A 14,486-nucleotide genomic window follows, 5' to 3' on the forward strand; every position below is an offset into this window, starting at 1 on the left:
TTCGGGGGCTCTCAATTCGCGGCGGCGACCGCGGCCGGCGCCGGCTGCGTGAGCTTCAGTTCGCGGGCGACTTCGGCGAACAGGATCGGCAGGCGCACCGGCTTCTCCTCGCAGCGCGCGTTGTAGTGCGACACGATGTGCGCGATTTCGTCCTCGCTCGCCTCGCCGGTGGAGATCTTGCCGGTCAGCAGGAAGATCGGCGCGCCGCCGTTTTCGCTCGACCGGATGCCGCGCACGAGCTCGGCCGCGGTCTCGTCGCCGAGCATCCAGTCGAGGATGTAGGCGTCGAAATCCTCGAGCTCCAGCGCCTTGCGGAACGACGCGCCGTCGTAGTACGGAATCGCGTTCACGCCTTTTTCGAGGAAGTATTCGCATACGGTTTCGGCGACGTCCTGCGAATCGTCGACCACCGCGATCCGCGCCGCGTAGACGGTCGGCTGGCTCGAGCGCAGTTCGATCACGTCGACCGGATAGAGGCGGCCTTCGCGCGCGTGCTGGCGTTCGGTGACGATCCATTCTCCCTGCCACTGCAGCGCGACGAAATCCGTGTCGATCTGGCTGCTGGCCTTCGCCGAGATCGCCGCACGGCAGCGAAAGCGGCGCGACTCGATCACGAGCGTCGCATCGATCATCTCGGCGGCGGCCGGTTGCGTGCCCTTGTCGTCGAGCAGGATCGCGGGCGGCACGCCGAAGTGCGTCGCGATGTCCTGCAACTGCGACAGGTTCCACGGGATCAGGCCTTTCATCTTGCGCGTGACGACCGAGAAACTGAGGCCGAGCACGTTCGCGATCGTGGTGTTGTGACTGCGCGGCGGAATGCCGTTGCGCGTCAGCAGATCGTGCACCTTGGTGGCGGTGATGAGATCGACGTTGGCCTGCTCGCTATTGGGCATCTCGATGGGGTCTCCTGGGTTTGAGCGACGAAGAGCATATTCAAAAGTGACGCAATACGCAAACTTTGAAAATGCGAATCACCTTGACATGCCATTTTTCTCCATTATTATTGCTCACCGCGTCACTATTGTTTGTCGCGTCAGGTTTGGGGGCCGGTGTCGACACATTCGGCCCGGCGAAACGCGGCAGCCAGCGCGTGACTGAACGATTCGAAGAGAGCCACAGAGAGCCTGAGAGAGCCTTGGACTGCGTGTCGGCGTGGGTGAATTGTATTCGCCTCGCCGCGCGCAAGCCGGGTACGCGCCCGCGCGGGCGGGATAGCGCGAAGCAGTGCGGCGCAAATAAAACATGAGGAAAGTGGAAACGGTTCGCCGTTTGCCGGCGCCGCGGCTGCTGCTGTCGGCCGCGTGCGCGCAGGGGCTGTCCGTCATTGGCAGCACGATGTCGTGGATCCACGTGAAGGACCAGACGCAGTCGTCGACCTTCACGTACCGGTCGGTCGCGATTCAGCTCGGATCGAGGCGGCTTTCCAGTGGGAATCGACAGGAGGCGGCCCACCTGCGAGGCAGTGCCGACCTCACGCAGGCCTCGCCGGTCTGCTGCGTCGCCAGATCAGCCTTCCCGAAAAATCCCGCTATACGCGCTCAATGCCGGTACCCCGCCAAGGTGCGCATACAGCACCTTCGACCCTGGCTCGAATTCCCCGCGCCGCACCTTGTCGATCATTCCGTGCATCGATTTCCCTTCATAGACGGGATCGGTCAGCACGCCTTCCAGTCGCGCACACAGACGAATCGCGTCCAGCGTGCCATCGTTCGGCAGTCCGTATTCCGGCCCGGCATAGCGCGTGTCGAGCACGACGTCCTTCTCTTCGATATCGCGTCCCAGGCCGACCAGTTCGGCCGTATGCCGCGCGATGCGCGTGATCTGTTCGCGCGTCTGCTCCGGCTTCGCCGACGCATCGATGCCGATCACGCGATCCGCGCGCCCGTCGGCCGCGAAGCCGACGACCATCCCCGCCTGCGTGCTGCCCGTGACCGAGCAGACCACGATGTAATCGAACTTGAAGCCAAGCTGTGCTTCCTGCTCGCGCACTTCTTCCGCGAAGCCGACGAACCCGAGTCCGCCGAGCGGATGCTCGGAACACCCGGCCGGAATCGGATACGGCTTGCCGCCCGCCTGCCGCACGCTCTCCATCGCTTCTTCCCAGCTGCGGCGAATGCCGATGTCGAAACCGTCGGCGACGAGCCGCACATCGGCGCCCATCATTCGTGACAGCTGGATGTTTCCGACGCGGTCGTACACCGGATCCTCGTAGTTGACCCAATGTTCCTGCACGAGCACGCACTTCATCCCGAGATGCGCGGCGACGGCCGCGACCTGGCGTGTCTGGTTCGACTGCACGCCGCCGATCGACACGAGCGTGTCGGCGCCTTGCGCAAGCGCGTCGGGGATCAGGTATTCGAGCTTGCGCGTCTTGTTGCCGCCGAACGCGAGGCCGCTGTTGCAGTCCTCGCGCTTCGCGTACAGCTCGACCTTGCCGCCGAGATGCGCGCTCAGGCGCTTGAGCGGCTGGATCGGCGTCGGGCCGAACGTGAGCGGATAACGGGGGAAACGTTGCAGGTTCATCGACAGTCTCCGAAAGACGGTGGGCAGGAAATCGGATCGGTCGCGTGCGGCCGGTGCGCCGTGTCCCGATGCAAAGATGATAGGCAGGACGCCGGGAAATGAGCTTGCGAAATAAATGATGAACGCCTACGTTATCGATGTAGAAAAGCAGAAGCAGATAATTTTGGTTCGCAGAATCAATCGGAGACGCAATGAAATTAGATCGCAGCAGCGCCGCCCCCGCCGATGCCGCGCCGGCGCTCGATCGCATCGACCGCGCGATCCTGCGGCAGCTGCAGCAGGACGCGTCGATCTCGAACGTGAGCCTCGCCGCGAAGGTGAAGCTGAGCGCGCCGGCATGCCTGCGGCGCGTCGAGCGGCTGAAGGATATGGGGTTGATCCGCGGCATCGTCGCGTTGCTCGATCCGAAGCCGCTCGGTGCCGGGATGCTGGTCGTGATCGGCTTCGTGCTCGATCGTTCGACGCCGGAGGCGTTCGCCGAATTCGAGAAGGCCGCGCAGAAGGTGTCAGGGTGCGTCGAGTGCCACGTGGTGACCGGCGAATTCGACTACTTCATGCTGGTCCGCACGCGCGACAACGAGAGCTTCAATCGCTTGCACGCCGAACAGCTGCTGTACCTGCCCGGCGTGCGGCAGGTGCGCTCGTTCATGGTGCTCAAGGAGATTTTGTCGACGCATGCGCTGCCGGTTTAGTGCAGCGGGATGTGGATGGCGTACTCACTTCGCTTCGACTCCTATCGCTTGCGCTGTCTGGGGTCGATGCCGTTTTGCTCGAGTAGCTTTCGCAGTCGTGCGTTATCGCCCCACAACGTTGCGAACGCGATCACTATCATCAGGGTGGGAAACCATTCGCCGGTCGCGGCGATGATGGTCCATCCTACGGCGGTGCAAATCAGCGCCGTGACGATGAGAAGCAAATGATCCACAATCCACTTCATCGTGTACTCCGGATTGCAGTGTTTGCCTTCAACCCGAGCCTATGCGGCCGGGCGCGAGAACTTCAGGATGCCGCAGGATTTGCGCCATGATCAATGGATGAACCGCAAGGCGATGGCGCGCGCCCCATTGCGCAACCGCCAAGGACAGGTCGGTTCCCCGTTTGCCGATGCAGCATCTGTCGCGACCATCAGGCTACCAATGACCGCGCCCAGATAGACGCTGCCGAGGATCGCCCCGCTACATGGCGCGCTCAGCGTTGCCACGGCGCCGCGCCCGGCTGCTGCCGCACCGTCTTGCCGAGCCGTTCGCGCGCAGTATCCAGCGCCGCCGCATCGAGTTCCCCGTCATCAGCCAGCGCCTTCAGCGCGGCGAGCACGATGCTCGCGCGATCGACTTCGAAGAACGCGCGCAGCGCGTCGCGCGTGTCGCTGCGGCCGAACCCGTCGGTGCCGAGCGTCACGTAGCGGCGCGGCACGTACGCGCGGATCAGTTCGGGCACCGCACGCACGTAATCGGTCGCGGCGATTACCGGGCCCTGCGTTCCATCAAGCATCCGCATGACATACGACGATGCCGATCCGTCGCCGAGCCGAGACAGCCGTTCGGCTTCCATCCCGTCGCGCTGCAACTCGCTGAAACTCGTGACGCTCCACACGGCTGCATCGATATTCCAGTCGTCCTTCAGCATCCGCTGCGCGGCGAGCACCTCGCCGAGAATCGCGCCCGCGCCGAACAACTGCACGCGCGCGGTCGCGTTCACTGCGGACGGCAGCCGATGCATGCCCTTCAGGATGCCTTCGCGTCGTGCGGCCGGATCGTCGTCGGGCATCGACGGCTGCGCATAGTTCTCGTTCATGACGGTCACGTAATAGAACACGTCGCGCTGCTGTTCGACCATCTCGCGCATGCCGGCATCGATGATCGTTGCGACTTCGTACGCGAACGCCGGGTCGTAAGCGCGGCAGTTCGGAATCGTCGACGCCGTGAGATGGCTGCTGCCGTCCTGGTGCTGCAGGCCCTCGCCGCCGAGCGTCGTGCGGCCCGACGTCGCGCCGACGAGGAAGCCGCGCGAGCGCTGGTCGGCAGCGGCCCAGATCAGGTCACCGATCCGCTGGAAGCCGAACATCGAGTAGTAGATGTAGAACGGCAGCATCGGCAAGTCGTGCACGCTGTACGCGGTCGCGGCGGCGATCCACGACGACACCGCGCCGGCTTCCGAAATCCCTTCCTCGAGAATCTGGCCGCGCGTGTCCTCGCGGTAGTAGAGCATCGAGCCGAGATCCTCCGGTTCGTAGCGCTGGCCGAGCGGCGAGTAGATGCCGACCTGCCGGAACAGGCTCGCCATGCCGAACGTGCGCGCCTCGTCGGCCACGATCGGCACCACGTGCGGACCGATGTCGCGATCCTTGATCAACGCGGCGAGCATCCGCACGAGCGCCATCGTCGTCGACATCTCGCGGCCGGCCGCCTCCAGCGCGAACGCACCCCAGGCCGGCATCGAAGGGACGGTCAGCCCCTTCGATGCCGCCATCCGCCTTCTGGGCAGATAGCCTCCCAGGGCAGCCCGGCGGGCATGCAGGTAACGCATTTCCGGGCTGTCTTCCGCTGGCTTGTAAAACTTCAAATGCTCGACGTCGTGGTCCGACAGCGGCAACCGGAAACGGTCGCGGAACGCCTTCAGGTCGTCGACGTCGAGCTTCTTCTGCTGGTGAGTGGTCATCCGCCCCTGGCCGGCCGTGCCCATTCCATAACCCTTCATCGTTTTCGCGAGGATCACGGTCGGCTGGCCGCGATGGGCGAGCGCGCGCGCATACGCGGCGTGCAGCTTGCGCGCATCGTGACCGCCGCGGCGCAGGCGGTCGATTTCCGCGTCGGTGAGCTGGGCGGCGAGCGCTTCGAGCGCCGGGTCGCCGCTGAAGAAGCGCGCGCGGTTGTACGCGCCGTCGTTCGCGGAGAAGGTCTGGAACTGGCCGTCGACGGTGTCGGCGAACGCGCGCGCGAGGGCGCCCGCGTGATCGCGCGCGAACAGCGGATCCCAGTCGGAGCCCCACAGCACCTTGATCGTGTTCCAGCCGGCGCCGGCGAACAGCGCTTCGAGCTCGTCGATCACGCGGCCGTTGCCGCGCACCGGGCCGTCGAGCCGCTGCAGGTTGCAGTTGATCACGAACACGAGGTTGTCGAGCCCTTCGCGCGCGGCGAGCGACAGCGCGCCGAGCGATTCGGGCTCGTCCATCTCGCCGTCGCCGAAGAAGCCCCACACGGTGCGGCCGGCGGTGTTCGCGAGCCCGCGATGCTGCAGGTAGCGCATGAAGCGCGCCTGGTAGATCGCGTTGATCGGGCCGATGCCCATCGAGCCGGTCGGGAACTGCCAGAAATCAGGCATCAGCCACGGGTGCGGATACGAACACAGCCCGGGCCCGGCGATTTCACGACGGTAGTGCTTCAGGTGATCTTCGGTGAGGAAGCCTTCGAGATACGCGCGCGCATACACGCCCGGCGACGAATGCGGCTGGAAGTACACGAGGTCGCCGCCCGGGCCGCTTTCATGGCCTGCGTCGGCCGGCGCCGCACGGAAGAAATGGTTGAAGCCGACTTCGAACAGGTCCGACGCCGACGCGTAGCTCGCGATGTGGCCGCCGAGTTCGCCGTATGCGCGGTTCGCGCGCACGACCATCGCGAGCGCGTTCCAGCGCAGCGCGGCGGACAGCCGTTCCTCGAGCTCGGCGTCGCCCGGATACGGCGGCTGTTCGTGCGCGGCGATCGTGTTCAGGTACGGCGTGACGGGGCCGCGCGGCGCCGCGAGCCCGCGGGTGTGCGCATGCGCGGCGAGCCGGCCGAGCAGGTACTGCGCGCGTTCCTTGCCGACGTGCGCGACGACGGCGTCGAGCGCTTCCAGCCATTCGGCGGTTTCTTCCGGGTCGGCGTCGGCGTGAGCCGCGCCCGCGCGCCGTGTGGCGTCGATTCCGTTCGACAGGTCCGTCATCGCAGGTCTCCCCGCGCGCCGGTTCGGAGCGGCGCGCAATCAGTGGCAATCGGTCGGATCATGCTACCCGCCGATCCGCAAAATATGCGTCTGATTTCATTGGGATTTCGCTCACGGATAGTGTAAATATTCCGGTTGTGGCCACTCTTCCGGAATATTTCGACCATGAGCGCAAACCCGCGTCGGCTCGACCGCATCGACATCGGCATCCTGAACCAGCTGCAGCAGAACGCGCGCATCACGAACGCGGAGCTCGCGCGCGCGGTGAACCTGTCCGCCACGCCGTGCTTCAATCGCGTGCGCGCGCTGGAGAAGCTCGGGTTGTTCCGCCAGCAGGTCACGCTGCTCGATCCCGAGCCGCTCGGGCTGCGGATCAACGTGTTCATCCAGGTCAGCCTCGAGAAGCAGGTCGAGGATGCGCTGCAGCGTTTCGAGGAGGCGATCTCGCAGCGGCCCGAGGTGATGGAGTGTTACCTGATGTCGGGCGACGCCGACTATCTGCTGCGCGTCGTGATGCCCGACATGCGCACGCTGGAGCGCTTCATCATCGAGCGGCTGACAACGATTCCCGGCGTGTCGAACATCCGGTCGAGCTTCGCGCTGAAGCAGGTGCGCTACAAGACCGCGCTGCCGCTGCCGGCGGCCGGGCTGACGCTCGTCGATCCGGACGAGTCGGCGTCCGACTGGGGCTGAGCGCGGGGCGCCGGTGCCCCGTCCGGTTTCAGGTTTCAGACGAAACGGCGACAACGCGCCGACGATTGCCCGACGCCGTTGAAAGGGGCGGACTGCCGCAGATCCGGTCGCTGCGCGTCGCTGCGCCTTGCCGCGCGGGGCGCCCGCGTCTTCACGACGCCGCGCGGCACGATCGCGTATGCTCGTTCGGTCAGCGGCGAAGGCGGCTGCCGGAGTCGATTCAATCGTGTGACGACCGATCAACGAGCGAGGGCATGATGGCTAGACAGACGATGGCGGAATACCTGGCGAAGACGCTGGCGGCAGCGGGCGTCGAGCGCATCTGGGGCGTGACGGGAGACAGCCTGAACGGCCTGTCGTTCAGCCTGGGTCAGATCGGCTCGATCCGCTGGATGCATACGCGGCACGAGGAAAGCGCGGCGTTCGCCGCGGGCGCGGATGCGGCGTCGACCGGACGGCTCGCGGTGTGCGCGGGCAGCTGCGGCCCCGGCAACCTGCACCTGATCAACGGGCTGTACGACTGCCACCGCAATCACCAGCCGGTGCTCGCGATCGCCGCGCACATTCCGTCGACCGAGATCGGCCTCGGCTACTTCCAGGAAACCCATCCGCAGGACCTGTTCCGCGAATGCAGCCATTTCGCGGAACTCGTGACGAACGCGTCGCAGTTCCCGCGCGTGCTCGCGCGCGCGATGCGCACCGCGATCGAGGAGCGCGGCGTCGCGGTGATCGTGCTGCCGGGCGACATCGCGCTCGGCGACGGCCCGGAAGAAGCGCCCGCGTGGAGCGACTCGGCGCCGCCGTCGATCCTGCCGGCGGACGCCGATCTCGACCGGCTCGCGGCGCTGCTCAATGGGTCGGACGCGGTCACGCTGCTGTGCGGCAGCGGCACGCAGGGCGCGCACGACGAAGTGGTCGCGCTGGCCGACACGCTCGGCGCGCCGGTCGTGCATGCGCTGCGCGGCAAGCCGTTCGTCGAATGGGACAACCCGTTCGACGTCGGGATGACCGGGCTGATCGGCTTCAGCTCCGGCTATCACGCGATGGAATCGTGCGACACGCTGCTGATGCTCGGCACGGACTTCCCGTACCGGCCGTTCTATCCGACGAATGCGAAGGTCGCGCAGATCGACTGGAAGGGCTCGCAGCTCGGCCATCGCGCGCCGCTCGCGCTCGGGCTCGTCGGCACCGTGAAGGAAACGATCGCCGCGCTGCTGCCGCGCCTCACGCGCAAGACGCAGCGGCGCTTCCTCGAGAACGCGCTGAAGCACTACGCGGCCGCGCGCAACGGCCTCGACGATCTCGCGGTGGCCGAGCCGCCGGGCCGCGCGATCCATCCGCAATACCTGACGAAGATCGTCGACGAAGTCGCGGCGGAAGACGCGATCTTCACGGCCGACGTCGGCACGCCGACGCTGTGGGCCGCGCGCTACCTGACGATGAACGGCAAGCGCCAGCTGCACGGTTCGTTCAATCACGGCTCGATGGCGAACGCGATGCCGCAGGCGCTCGGCGCGCAGGGCGCGCACCCTGGGCGGCAGGTCGTGTCGCTGTCGGGCGACGGCGGGCTGTCGATGCTGCTCGGCGATCTTCTGACCGCGCGCCAGCTCGACCTGCCGATCAAGATCGTCGTCTACAACAACAGCTTGCTCGGCTTCGTGTCGATGGAGCTGAAGGCGGCCGGCTATCTCGACACGAACGTCGACCTGAGCCCGACCGACTTCGCGGCGATCGCGAAGGGCGCGGGGATCTTCAGCGTGCGCGTCGAGCATTCGGAGAACGTCGAGCACGCGCTGCGCACCGCATTCGCGCACGACGGGCCGGCGGTCGTCGACGTCGTGACGTCGAAGTACGAACTGGCGATGCCGCCGAAGATCGAGTTCGCGCATGCGAAGGGCTTCAGCCTGTTCATGCTGCGCGCGATCCTCAGCGGGCGCGGCGACGAGATCGTCGAGCTGGCGCGGACCAATCTGCGGTGAGGCGGCGGGGCGGCGCGAACCGTCGAGCGGCGAACCGTCGGCGATCGAGACGGCCCTGCGGCAGGTCACGATCGTCGGCGCGCGGTATCCCGCGCAGCTTCGGCGGCGCGTCGACCGCCGAGCGGGAAGCCGTCGATTGCACGGCCGGCAGTGGCGGCGCAATCAGGGACAATCTTCACGTCGCCTTAAGTTTGCATTTCCTAGAATCGATGGAGCGCCGCGGGTGCGTGGCGGACCGATTTGTTCAGGAGGATGCACGTGAAAGAGCCCCGTGGCGTCGTAGCCCTGTTACAGGCAGTCATTGGCACGCCGAAGCTGATGGCGCAACCGCGCAAGGTTGGCCGATGATCTGGCCGAACGCGTTGCGTGTCTCGGCACTGTTCGTGCGAGAGTGGGTCGGCCGCCCGGCCGCGGTGGGCGCGTTGTGCCCGAGTTCGCGGCATCTGGCGCGCGTGATGGCCGATGCGGTGCCGGACGGCGACGGGCTCGTCGTCGAGCTCGGCGGCGGCACCGGTGCGATCACCGCCGCGTTGCTCGAACGCGGCGTCGCGCCGGGGCGCCTCGTCGTGGTCGAGCGGGCGCCGGCGTTCGTGCAGCACCTGCGGCGGCGCTTTCCCGGGATTTCGATCGTATCGGGCGACGCGCGGCAGCTCGAGCGGCTGCTGCCGCCCGATGCGCGTGTCGACGCGATCGTGTCCTGCCTGCCGCTGCGCACGTTGCCGCGCGAGGACGTGACGGCGATCGTCGGTCAGTGCGAGCGCGTGCTGTCGGTCGACGGCGTGATGATCCAGTTCACCTACGACCTGCGCGTGCCCGAGCGTCACCCGCTGCGCGATCCGGCATTCGTTGCCGATGCCAGCCGGATCGTGTGGGCAAATATTCCGCCCGCGCGCATCGTCACGATGCGCAGGGCCGCCATCGGACAGGTGGCGTGATGCCCGCATCCTGACACGCTTCCTTTCATCGACCCTGCGGAGGCCGTCGGTCACGGCTCATGTTGCGGCGTCCGGCACGCGCGCCGCAGGCCGCGATGCGGCCTGCCGGATGAAGCGGTCGGGCGGCGTCGCGTAGCCGCTTCATCACGCACGATCTCGACGACGCATCGCGGATCGGCGACCGGATCGCGATCCTGCGCGACGGCACGCCGGACGACATCCTGTCGCGTCCGGCGGACGATGATGTGCGGCGGTTCGTCGAGAAGCAGAGGAATGCGAACCGATCTGGCGGGAGCGGGCCAGCGAAGCACGGGGGCGTTTCGCCTGCGTTTTGAGCGGCAGCCTGCCGGTACCCGCACGCGGTTGCACCGCAGGCAGCCCGTGGGTCACGTGCGGCGCACCTCGGGGGGATGTGCGTCGCCATTCCACGGCCCTTGCCATCAGGAATCCTCGTTCCGGCCGATAACCGGACTCGCGCGCGCCCGCGCTCGCCGCAGACAGGATCCGAGGAAAAAGCGCCGAATCATAGTCGAAACATTTCTAAATGGCGCTCCATGCGTGATTTTGATGCCTCATCGGAATGAATTCGGCGGGCGTCCTTGCCGGGCCTGCGTTTGCGATTGGGACTGAATATCCGGTGCTACGGGCATACCCGTATGGGCCGGCCGCGGCCGTTCAAAAGTGAAACATTCCGCGCTCGCAAGGTCCTTCTTCGGAAGAGCGGACAAGCGTTTGAATACAGAGAGAAATCCATCCGCGGGTCGAGGGTGTCCCGGCCCCGTGCCGATCGACACGTTTCAGACCTGAAACATAAATCGCATGCCGGAATCGGGCGAGGCGGGTTATGTCGCGCAAAGCACCCAACCGGCTCCCTGTCGTCAGGCAGCTGGCTGGGATTGGCATCGCCGATGCGTGTTGTCCTCCGGATTGGTGCAGTTGGCCAAGCCGTTCCTCGTTACTTCAGGAGGATTTCATGCGCAAAACTCTATTGGCGTCTGCTGCGCTTCTCGCCTTGGGATGCAGCGGCTACGCAATGGCGAATCCATGCAGCAGCGATACCAGTTCGACATGCAGTCAGAAAGCCGATGACGGATCGAACACTCTCAGCAACGCAGTCAGCTCAACCCAGACCAGCTCCACCGGGTCCAATGCGAATGAAGTTTCGCCTGGCGCGAGTGTCTACCAGGATTCGTACAACAGCACCAAGATCGTCGCGATCAGCAAACTCGACGGGTACGTGAGCAATGTCCAGGTCTGGGGCATCGGCAACAACGCGACCAACTCGGGCAGCGCGGCCGGCGGAAGCGGCGGCAAGGGCGGCAACGGGTATGGCTACGGCGGCATCGGTGGTAATGGCGGAAGCGGCGGTGCAGGCGGCGCCGGCGGCAAAGGCGGCAGCGCGCATAACGGCAGCGCCACGGCGGGCAACGCCAGCAACGGCAGCGCGACGGCCGGCACCGGCAACGGCGGCGGCGGCGGAGCCGGCGGCTCGCCTGACGCCAGCGGCGGGGGCGGCGGCAATGCCACTGCGAGCGGCGGCTCCGGCTCCGGCACGGGCGGCGGCGCGATCGCGGCCTCGGTCGGCGTAGGCGGTTCCGGCAAGGGCAGCGGCACAGGCTGGGGCGGCGGCACCGGCACAGCCAATCCCGGCTCCGCATGGGCCAGGAATCATGGCAGCGGAAGCGCGTCGGCATCGGCCGGCAGCGGCACCGGCACCGGCACGGGTACCGGCACCGGCTCGGGCAGTGGCTCAGGCGGCGCAGGGTCGGCGGGTACGTCGACCGCTTCGGGCGGATCGGGCGCAGGCATCGGCGGCGCGGGTGCGGCCGCGGGCGGCACCGGCGGCGCGGCGGCGGCCACGGCGGGCAACGGCGGTGCCGGCGGCGCGGGCACGGGCGGCGGCGCGACGAACGGCGGCGCGACGACGACGGCCAGCAACGGCGGCGCAACCGCAGGTAGCGGCGCGGTGGGCGCGATGGGCGGCGCGGGCGGCGCAGGCGGCACCGGCAACGGCGGTGTCGGTAACGGCGCGGTCGGCGGCGCGGGTGGCGCAGGCGGAGCCAATGCGGTCAACGCGGGGACGTTCAACATGTCCAACGCGATGGCGAGCGTCGGCCAGACCGCCGCGGGCATCATGGTCGCCAACCAGAACAGCGGCATGGCGTCGTTGGTTCAGCAGGCTGTGACCGTGCAGGCGAACCTGTCCGTAGGACGTTAGCCGGCCGGCCGGTCCTGGCGAGCCGGATGCATTGACGCGGGCGCAGGGGAGCCCGCGACTTGCGTTCCATCGCCGATGGACAGGACCGCCGGCGAGGGCGGGATGGCTGAACGGCCGTCTCGCTCTCGCTGGCGCAGGCCGGGCTGATTTCCGTCGATCGACGGTCACGCGGATTCCGCTCCCTGTGCGCCGGTTTCGGGCCGGCTCGCGCAGGGACCAAGGAGACAGCCATGCGAATCCGAACGGCACTTTTGCTGGTGATATTGCCTGCGGCGCTGCTGCCGGGCCTGACGGCCCATGCCACGGCTGACGGGTCGCGAACCGTTGCGGCGGAGGCCACCGCCGATGTTGCGCCGGCAGCCGCAGCTTCCCCACCCGCCGCGCGCGCGGATCACGCCGATCCGGCCGCGGCCGTCGCGCCCCCTGCGGCAGCCATACCCGCTGCGACCGACACCGCGACCGCTCAAGCGGGCAGCTTCGGTGTCGCGATGACGCCTGACCAGCTCGACGAGCATCGGGGCGGCGATGCGCTGATCGGCCAAAACTATCTGACCGGCGCGGTGACCGACAACGTGGCGAACCGCGTGTCGACCGGCTCGAATTCGATCGCCGACGGCTCGTTCGCCAATGCGAGCGGCCTGCCTACGGTCATCCAGAATACCGGCGCCAACGTGCTGATTCAGAACGCGACGGTGCTCAACGTGCGCTTCGGGAACTGAGCGATGAGACCGGTTGCCGCAGCATGCATCGCGGCGCTCGCTTACGCGCTGTCCGTCCCGGTTGCATGGGCGGACGAGATGACGGTCGTCGATCCGGCGGGCGCCGGCTATGCGATGCACGTCACGAGTCTCAAGGAGGCCCGCTTCAAGCGCACCGTCAAGCAGCAGTTCGATTTCAGTTGCGGGTCGGCTGCCGTCGCGACGCTGCTGACTTATCAGTACGACTATCCGATGACCGAGCAGACCGCCTTCGCCCAGATGTGGGAGAACGGCAATCAGGAGAAGATTCGCCAGCAGGGCTTCTCGCTGCTCGACATCCGGCGGTTTCTCGACGCGCACGGCTTCGTCGCGGACGGGTTCGAGCTGCCGTTGCAGACGCTCGCCAGGACGCACACGCCGGCGATCGTGTTGATCACCGAGCACGGCTATCACCATTTCGTGGTCGTGAAGGGGCTGCGTGACGGGCGTGTGCTCGTCGGCGATCCTGCCACCGGCACGCGCCCGATGTCGCTGGCGAGCTTCGAGCAGAAGTGGGAAGACCATGTGATTTTCGTGATTCACAACCGGCCCGAGCTGGCGGTGTTCAACGACCCGCGTGACTGGCGCGTCGCGCCCAGCGCGCCGCTCTACACCGGTATCGCGCGCGACGGCCTGTACAACGTCGTGATGCCGAAGCACGGCCCGAACGACTTTTGAGGACCGTCATGAGATCCCAGACCAGGAACATCGCCGGCATCGCCGTGATGGTGTGCGGCGGGGTGACGTCCGTGAGTGCGGCGGCGATGCAGGACGACGCGCTGACCGCGGCCGACGCGCCGGTCGCGCAGACGAGCGGCGTCGTCGAGGCATCCGCCGCGAACGCGGGCGTCGATATGGCGCCTGTGGAGTCGCGGGCCGGCGAGGTGCCGATCCTGCGTGCCGCGCCGCTCGCGATGGCGGAGTGCGCGGCATGGCCGCCGGCCGTGGAGGCGGGCGGCGCGCAGGAACGGAACTGGCCGGCAGCCGGCGCGATCGCGCTCAGCGACGCGCGCCTCGATGCGATGCGCGGCGGCTTCGATATGCCGAGCGGTCTGAAGGTTTCGTTCGGCGTGTCGCGTGTCGCGTTCGTGAACGGCAATCTGGTCACGACGACCAGCTTCAACATCCCGGACATCAGTCATATCACCGCGCAACAGGCGCAGGCGCTGGCGGCCGCGAACGCGGGCGCGCTGATCCAGGTCGGCGCCGGCAACGCCGCGCAGCCCGCCGCGCTGCCGGCGCTGACCGGCGCGGTGATCCAGAACACGTTGAACAACCAGCAGATCCAGGCGGTGACGACGATCAACACGACCGTCAACACACTGTCGACGTTCAAGAACCTGAACGTGATGTCGACGCTGAACAATGCGTTGATCGGCGTGTTGCCGGGGCGATGAAGGCTCGGTGAGCGACCGATGAATGGCAGATGAGCGCGCACTGGCGCGCCGGGGCCCGCGTGCGGCGCGCGGCCCGCCGCACG

At 67.1% G+C, this 14,486-nt stretch carries 12 protein-coding genes and 1 pseudogene; 9 read left to right on the forward strand and 4 right to left on the reverse strand.

Going from position 1 to position 14,486, the window contains the following annotated elements; translation table 11 throughout:
* Positions 1 to 11: 11 nt before the first annotated feature.
* Entirely contained in the window at positions 12 to 893 is an 882-nt protein-coding gene (locus DIE16_RS21925) for a helix-turn-helix domain-containing protein (RefSeq protein ID WP_124487059.1), read from the reverse strand.
* Positions 894 to 1,506: 613 nt separating this feature from the next.
* Complete coding sequence (locus DIE16_RS21930) at positions 1,507 to 2,523, reverse strand: 1-aminocyclopropane-1-carboxylate deaminase (protein ID WP_124487058.1); 1,017 nt, start codon at positions 2,521 to 2,523, stop codon at positions 1,507 to 1,509.
* A gap of 191 nt (positions 2,524 to 2,714) precedes the next feature.
* On the opposite strand from DIE16_RS21930, the gene DIE16_RS21935 reads away from it, so the two are divergent.
* On the forward strand, positions 2,715 to 3,215 hold the full coding sequence (locus DIE16_RS21935; protein ID WP_124893381.1) for an Lrp/AsnC family transcriptional regulator: 501 nt from the start codon (positions 2,715 to 2,717) through the stop codon (positions 3,213 to 3,215).
* Positions 3,216 to 3,256: 41 nt separating this feature from the next.
* Here DIE16_RS21935 and DIE16_RS21940 read toward each other — a convergent pair whose 3' ends face one another.
* Both DIE16_RS21940 and mdeB read right to left on the reverse strand, forming a co-directional pair.
* Positions 3,257 to 3,460 carry a hypothetical protein gene (locus DIE16_RS21940; RefSeq protein ID WP_124487056.1) on the reverse strand — a complete coding sequence of 68 codons (204 nt, stop codon included), beginning with the start codon at positions 3,458 to 3,460 and terminating at the stop codon, positions 3,257 to 3,259.
* A 251-nt stretch (positions 3,461 to 3,711) separates the two neighbouring features.
* Positions 3,712 to 6,444 carry an alpha-ketoglutarate dehydrogenase gene (mdeB, locus tag DIE16_RS21945; protein WP_124893382.1) on the reverse strand — a complete coding sequence of 911 codons (2,733 nt, stop codon included), beginning with the start codon at positions 6,442 to 6,444 and terminating at the stop codon, positions 3,712 to 3,714.
* Between the two features lie 165 nt (positions 6,445 to 6,609).
* Between mdeB and DIE16_RS21950 the strand changes: the two genes are divergently transcribed.
* The 8 genes and pseudogenes from DIE16_RS21950 (at position 6,610) to DIE16_RS21985 (ending at position 14,403) form a co-directional block, all read left to right on the forward strand.
* Positions 6,610 to 7,137, forward strand: a complete 528-nt coding sequence (locus DIE16_RS21950; RefSeq protein WP_124487053.1) for an Lrp/AsnC family transcriptional regulator — start codon at positions 6,610 to 6,612, stop codon at positions 7,135 to 7,137.
* A gap of 257 nt (positions 7,138 to 7,394) precedes the next feature.
* The gene (gene poxB / locus DIE16_RS21955) at positions 7,395 to 9,116 is read left to right on the forward strand and encodes a ubiquinone-dependent pyruvate dehydrogenase (RefSeq protein WP_124893422.1); all 1,722 of its coding nucleotides are present in this window, start codon (positions 7,395 to 7,397) and stop codon (positions 9,114 to 9,116) included.
* Positions 9,117 to 9,460: 344 nt separating this feature from the next.
* On the forward strand, positions 9,461 to 10,051 hold the full coding sequence (locus tag DIE16_RS21960) for a class I SAM-dependent methyltransferase (RefSeq protein ID WP_124893383.1): 591 nt from the start codon (positions 9,461 to 9,463) through the stop codon (positions 10,049 to 10,051).
* 140 nt (positions 10,052 to 10,191) lie between these two features.
* Positions 10,192 to 10,311, forward strand: a pseudogene (locus DIE16_RS37175) (glycine betaine/L-proline ABC transporter ATP-binding protein); the annotation flags it as partial.
* Between the two features lie 713 nt (positions 10,312 to 11,024).
* Complete coding sequence (locus tag DIE16_RS21970; RefSeq protein ID WP_124487052.1) at positions 11,025 to 12,269, forward strand: hypothetical protein; 1,245 nt, start codon at positions 11,025 to 11,027, stop codon at positions 12,267 to 12,269.
* 230 nt (positions 12,270 to 12,499) lie between these two features.
* Positions 12,500 to 12,988, forward strand: coding sequence for a hypothetical protein (locus DIE16_RS37180; RefSeq protein ID WP_124520865.1), 489 nt, complete (start codon positions 12,500 to 12,502; stop codon positions 12,986 to 12,988).
* Positions 12,989 to 12,991: 3 nt separating this feature from the next.
* Positions 12,992 to 13,684 (forward strand): C39 family peptidase, encoded by a 693-nt coding sequence (locus tag DIE16_RS21980; protein ID WP_124487050.1) that lies wholly within the window; start codon positions 12,992 to 12,994, stop codon positions 13,682 to 13,684.
* A gap of 8 nt (positions 13,685 to 13,692) precedes the next feature.
* The gene (locus DIE16_RS21985) at positions 13,693 to 14,403 is read left to right on the forward strand and encodes a hypothetical protein (RefSeq protein ID WP_124893384.1); all 711 of its coding nucleotides are present in this window, start codon (positions 13,693 to 13,695) and stop codon (positions 14,401 to 14,403) included.
* The last annotated feature ends 83 nt before the right edge of the window (positions 14,404 to 14,486 follow it).

This window comes from Burkholderia sp. Bp9090, from assembly GCF_003857985.1.
Classification (GTDB): Bacteria; Pseudomonadota; Gammaproteobacteria; order Burkholderiales; family Burkholderiaceae; genus Burkholderia.

Bases quoted from the DNA above. Each gene is read 5' to 3' on its own strand.
- DIE16_RS21980 (WP_124487050.1), top strand. From the start codon at position 12,992: ATGAGACCGGTTGCCGCAGCATGCATCGCGGCGCTCGCTTACGCGCTG.
- DIE16_RS21960 (WP_124893383.1), top strand. From the start codon at position 9,461: ATGATCTGGCCGAACGCGTTGCGTGTCTCGGCACTGTTCGTGCGAGAG.
- DIE16_RS21985 (WP_124893384.1), top strand. From the start codon at position 13,693: ATGAGATCCCAGACCAGGAACATCGCCGGCATCGCCGTGATGGTGTGC.
- DIE16_RS21930 (WP_124487058.1), bottom strand. From the start codon at position 2,523: ATGAACCTGCAACGTTTCCCCCGTTATCCGCTCACGTTCGGCCCGACG.
- DIE16_RS21925 (WP_124487059.1), bottom strand. From the start codon at position 893: ATGCCCAATAGCGAGCAGGCCAACGTCGATCTCATCACCGCCACCAAG.
- poxB (WP_124893422.1), top strand. From the start codon at position 7,395: ATGGCTAGACAGACGATGGCGGAATACCTGGCGAAGACGCTGGCGGCA.
- DIE16_RS37180 (WP_124520865.1), top strand. From the start codon at position 12,500: ATGCGAATCCGAACGGCACTTTTGCTGGTGATATTGCCTGCGGCGCTG.
- DIE16_RS21950 (WP_124487053.1), top strand. From the start codon at position 6,610: ATGAGCGCAAACCCGCGTCGGCTCGACCGCATCGACATCGGCATCCTG.
- DIE16_RS21970 (WP_124487052.1), top strand. From the start codon at position 11,025: ATGCGCAAAACTCTATTGGCGTCTGCTGCGCTTCTCGCCTTGGGATGC.
- DIE16_RS21940 (WP_124487056.1), bottom strand. From the start codon at position 3,460: ATGAAGTGGATTGTGGATCATTTGCTTCTCATCGTCACGGCGCTGATT.
- mdeB (WP_124893382.1), bottom strand. From the start codon at position 6,444: ATGACGGACCTGTCGAACGGAATCGACGCCACACGGCGCGCGGGCGCG.
- DIE16_RS21935 (WP_124893381.1), top strand. From the start codon at position 2,715: ATGAAATTAGATCGCAGCAGCGCCGCCCCCGCCGATGCCGCGCCGGCG.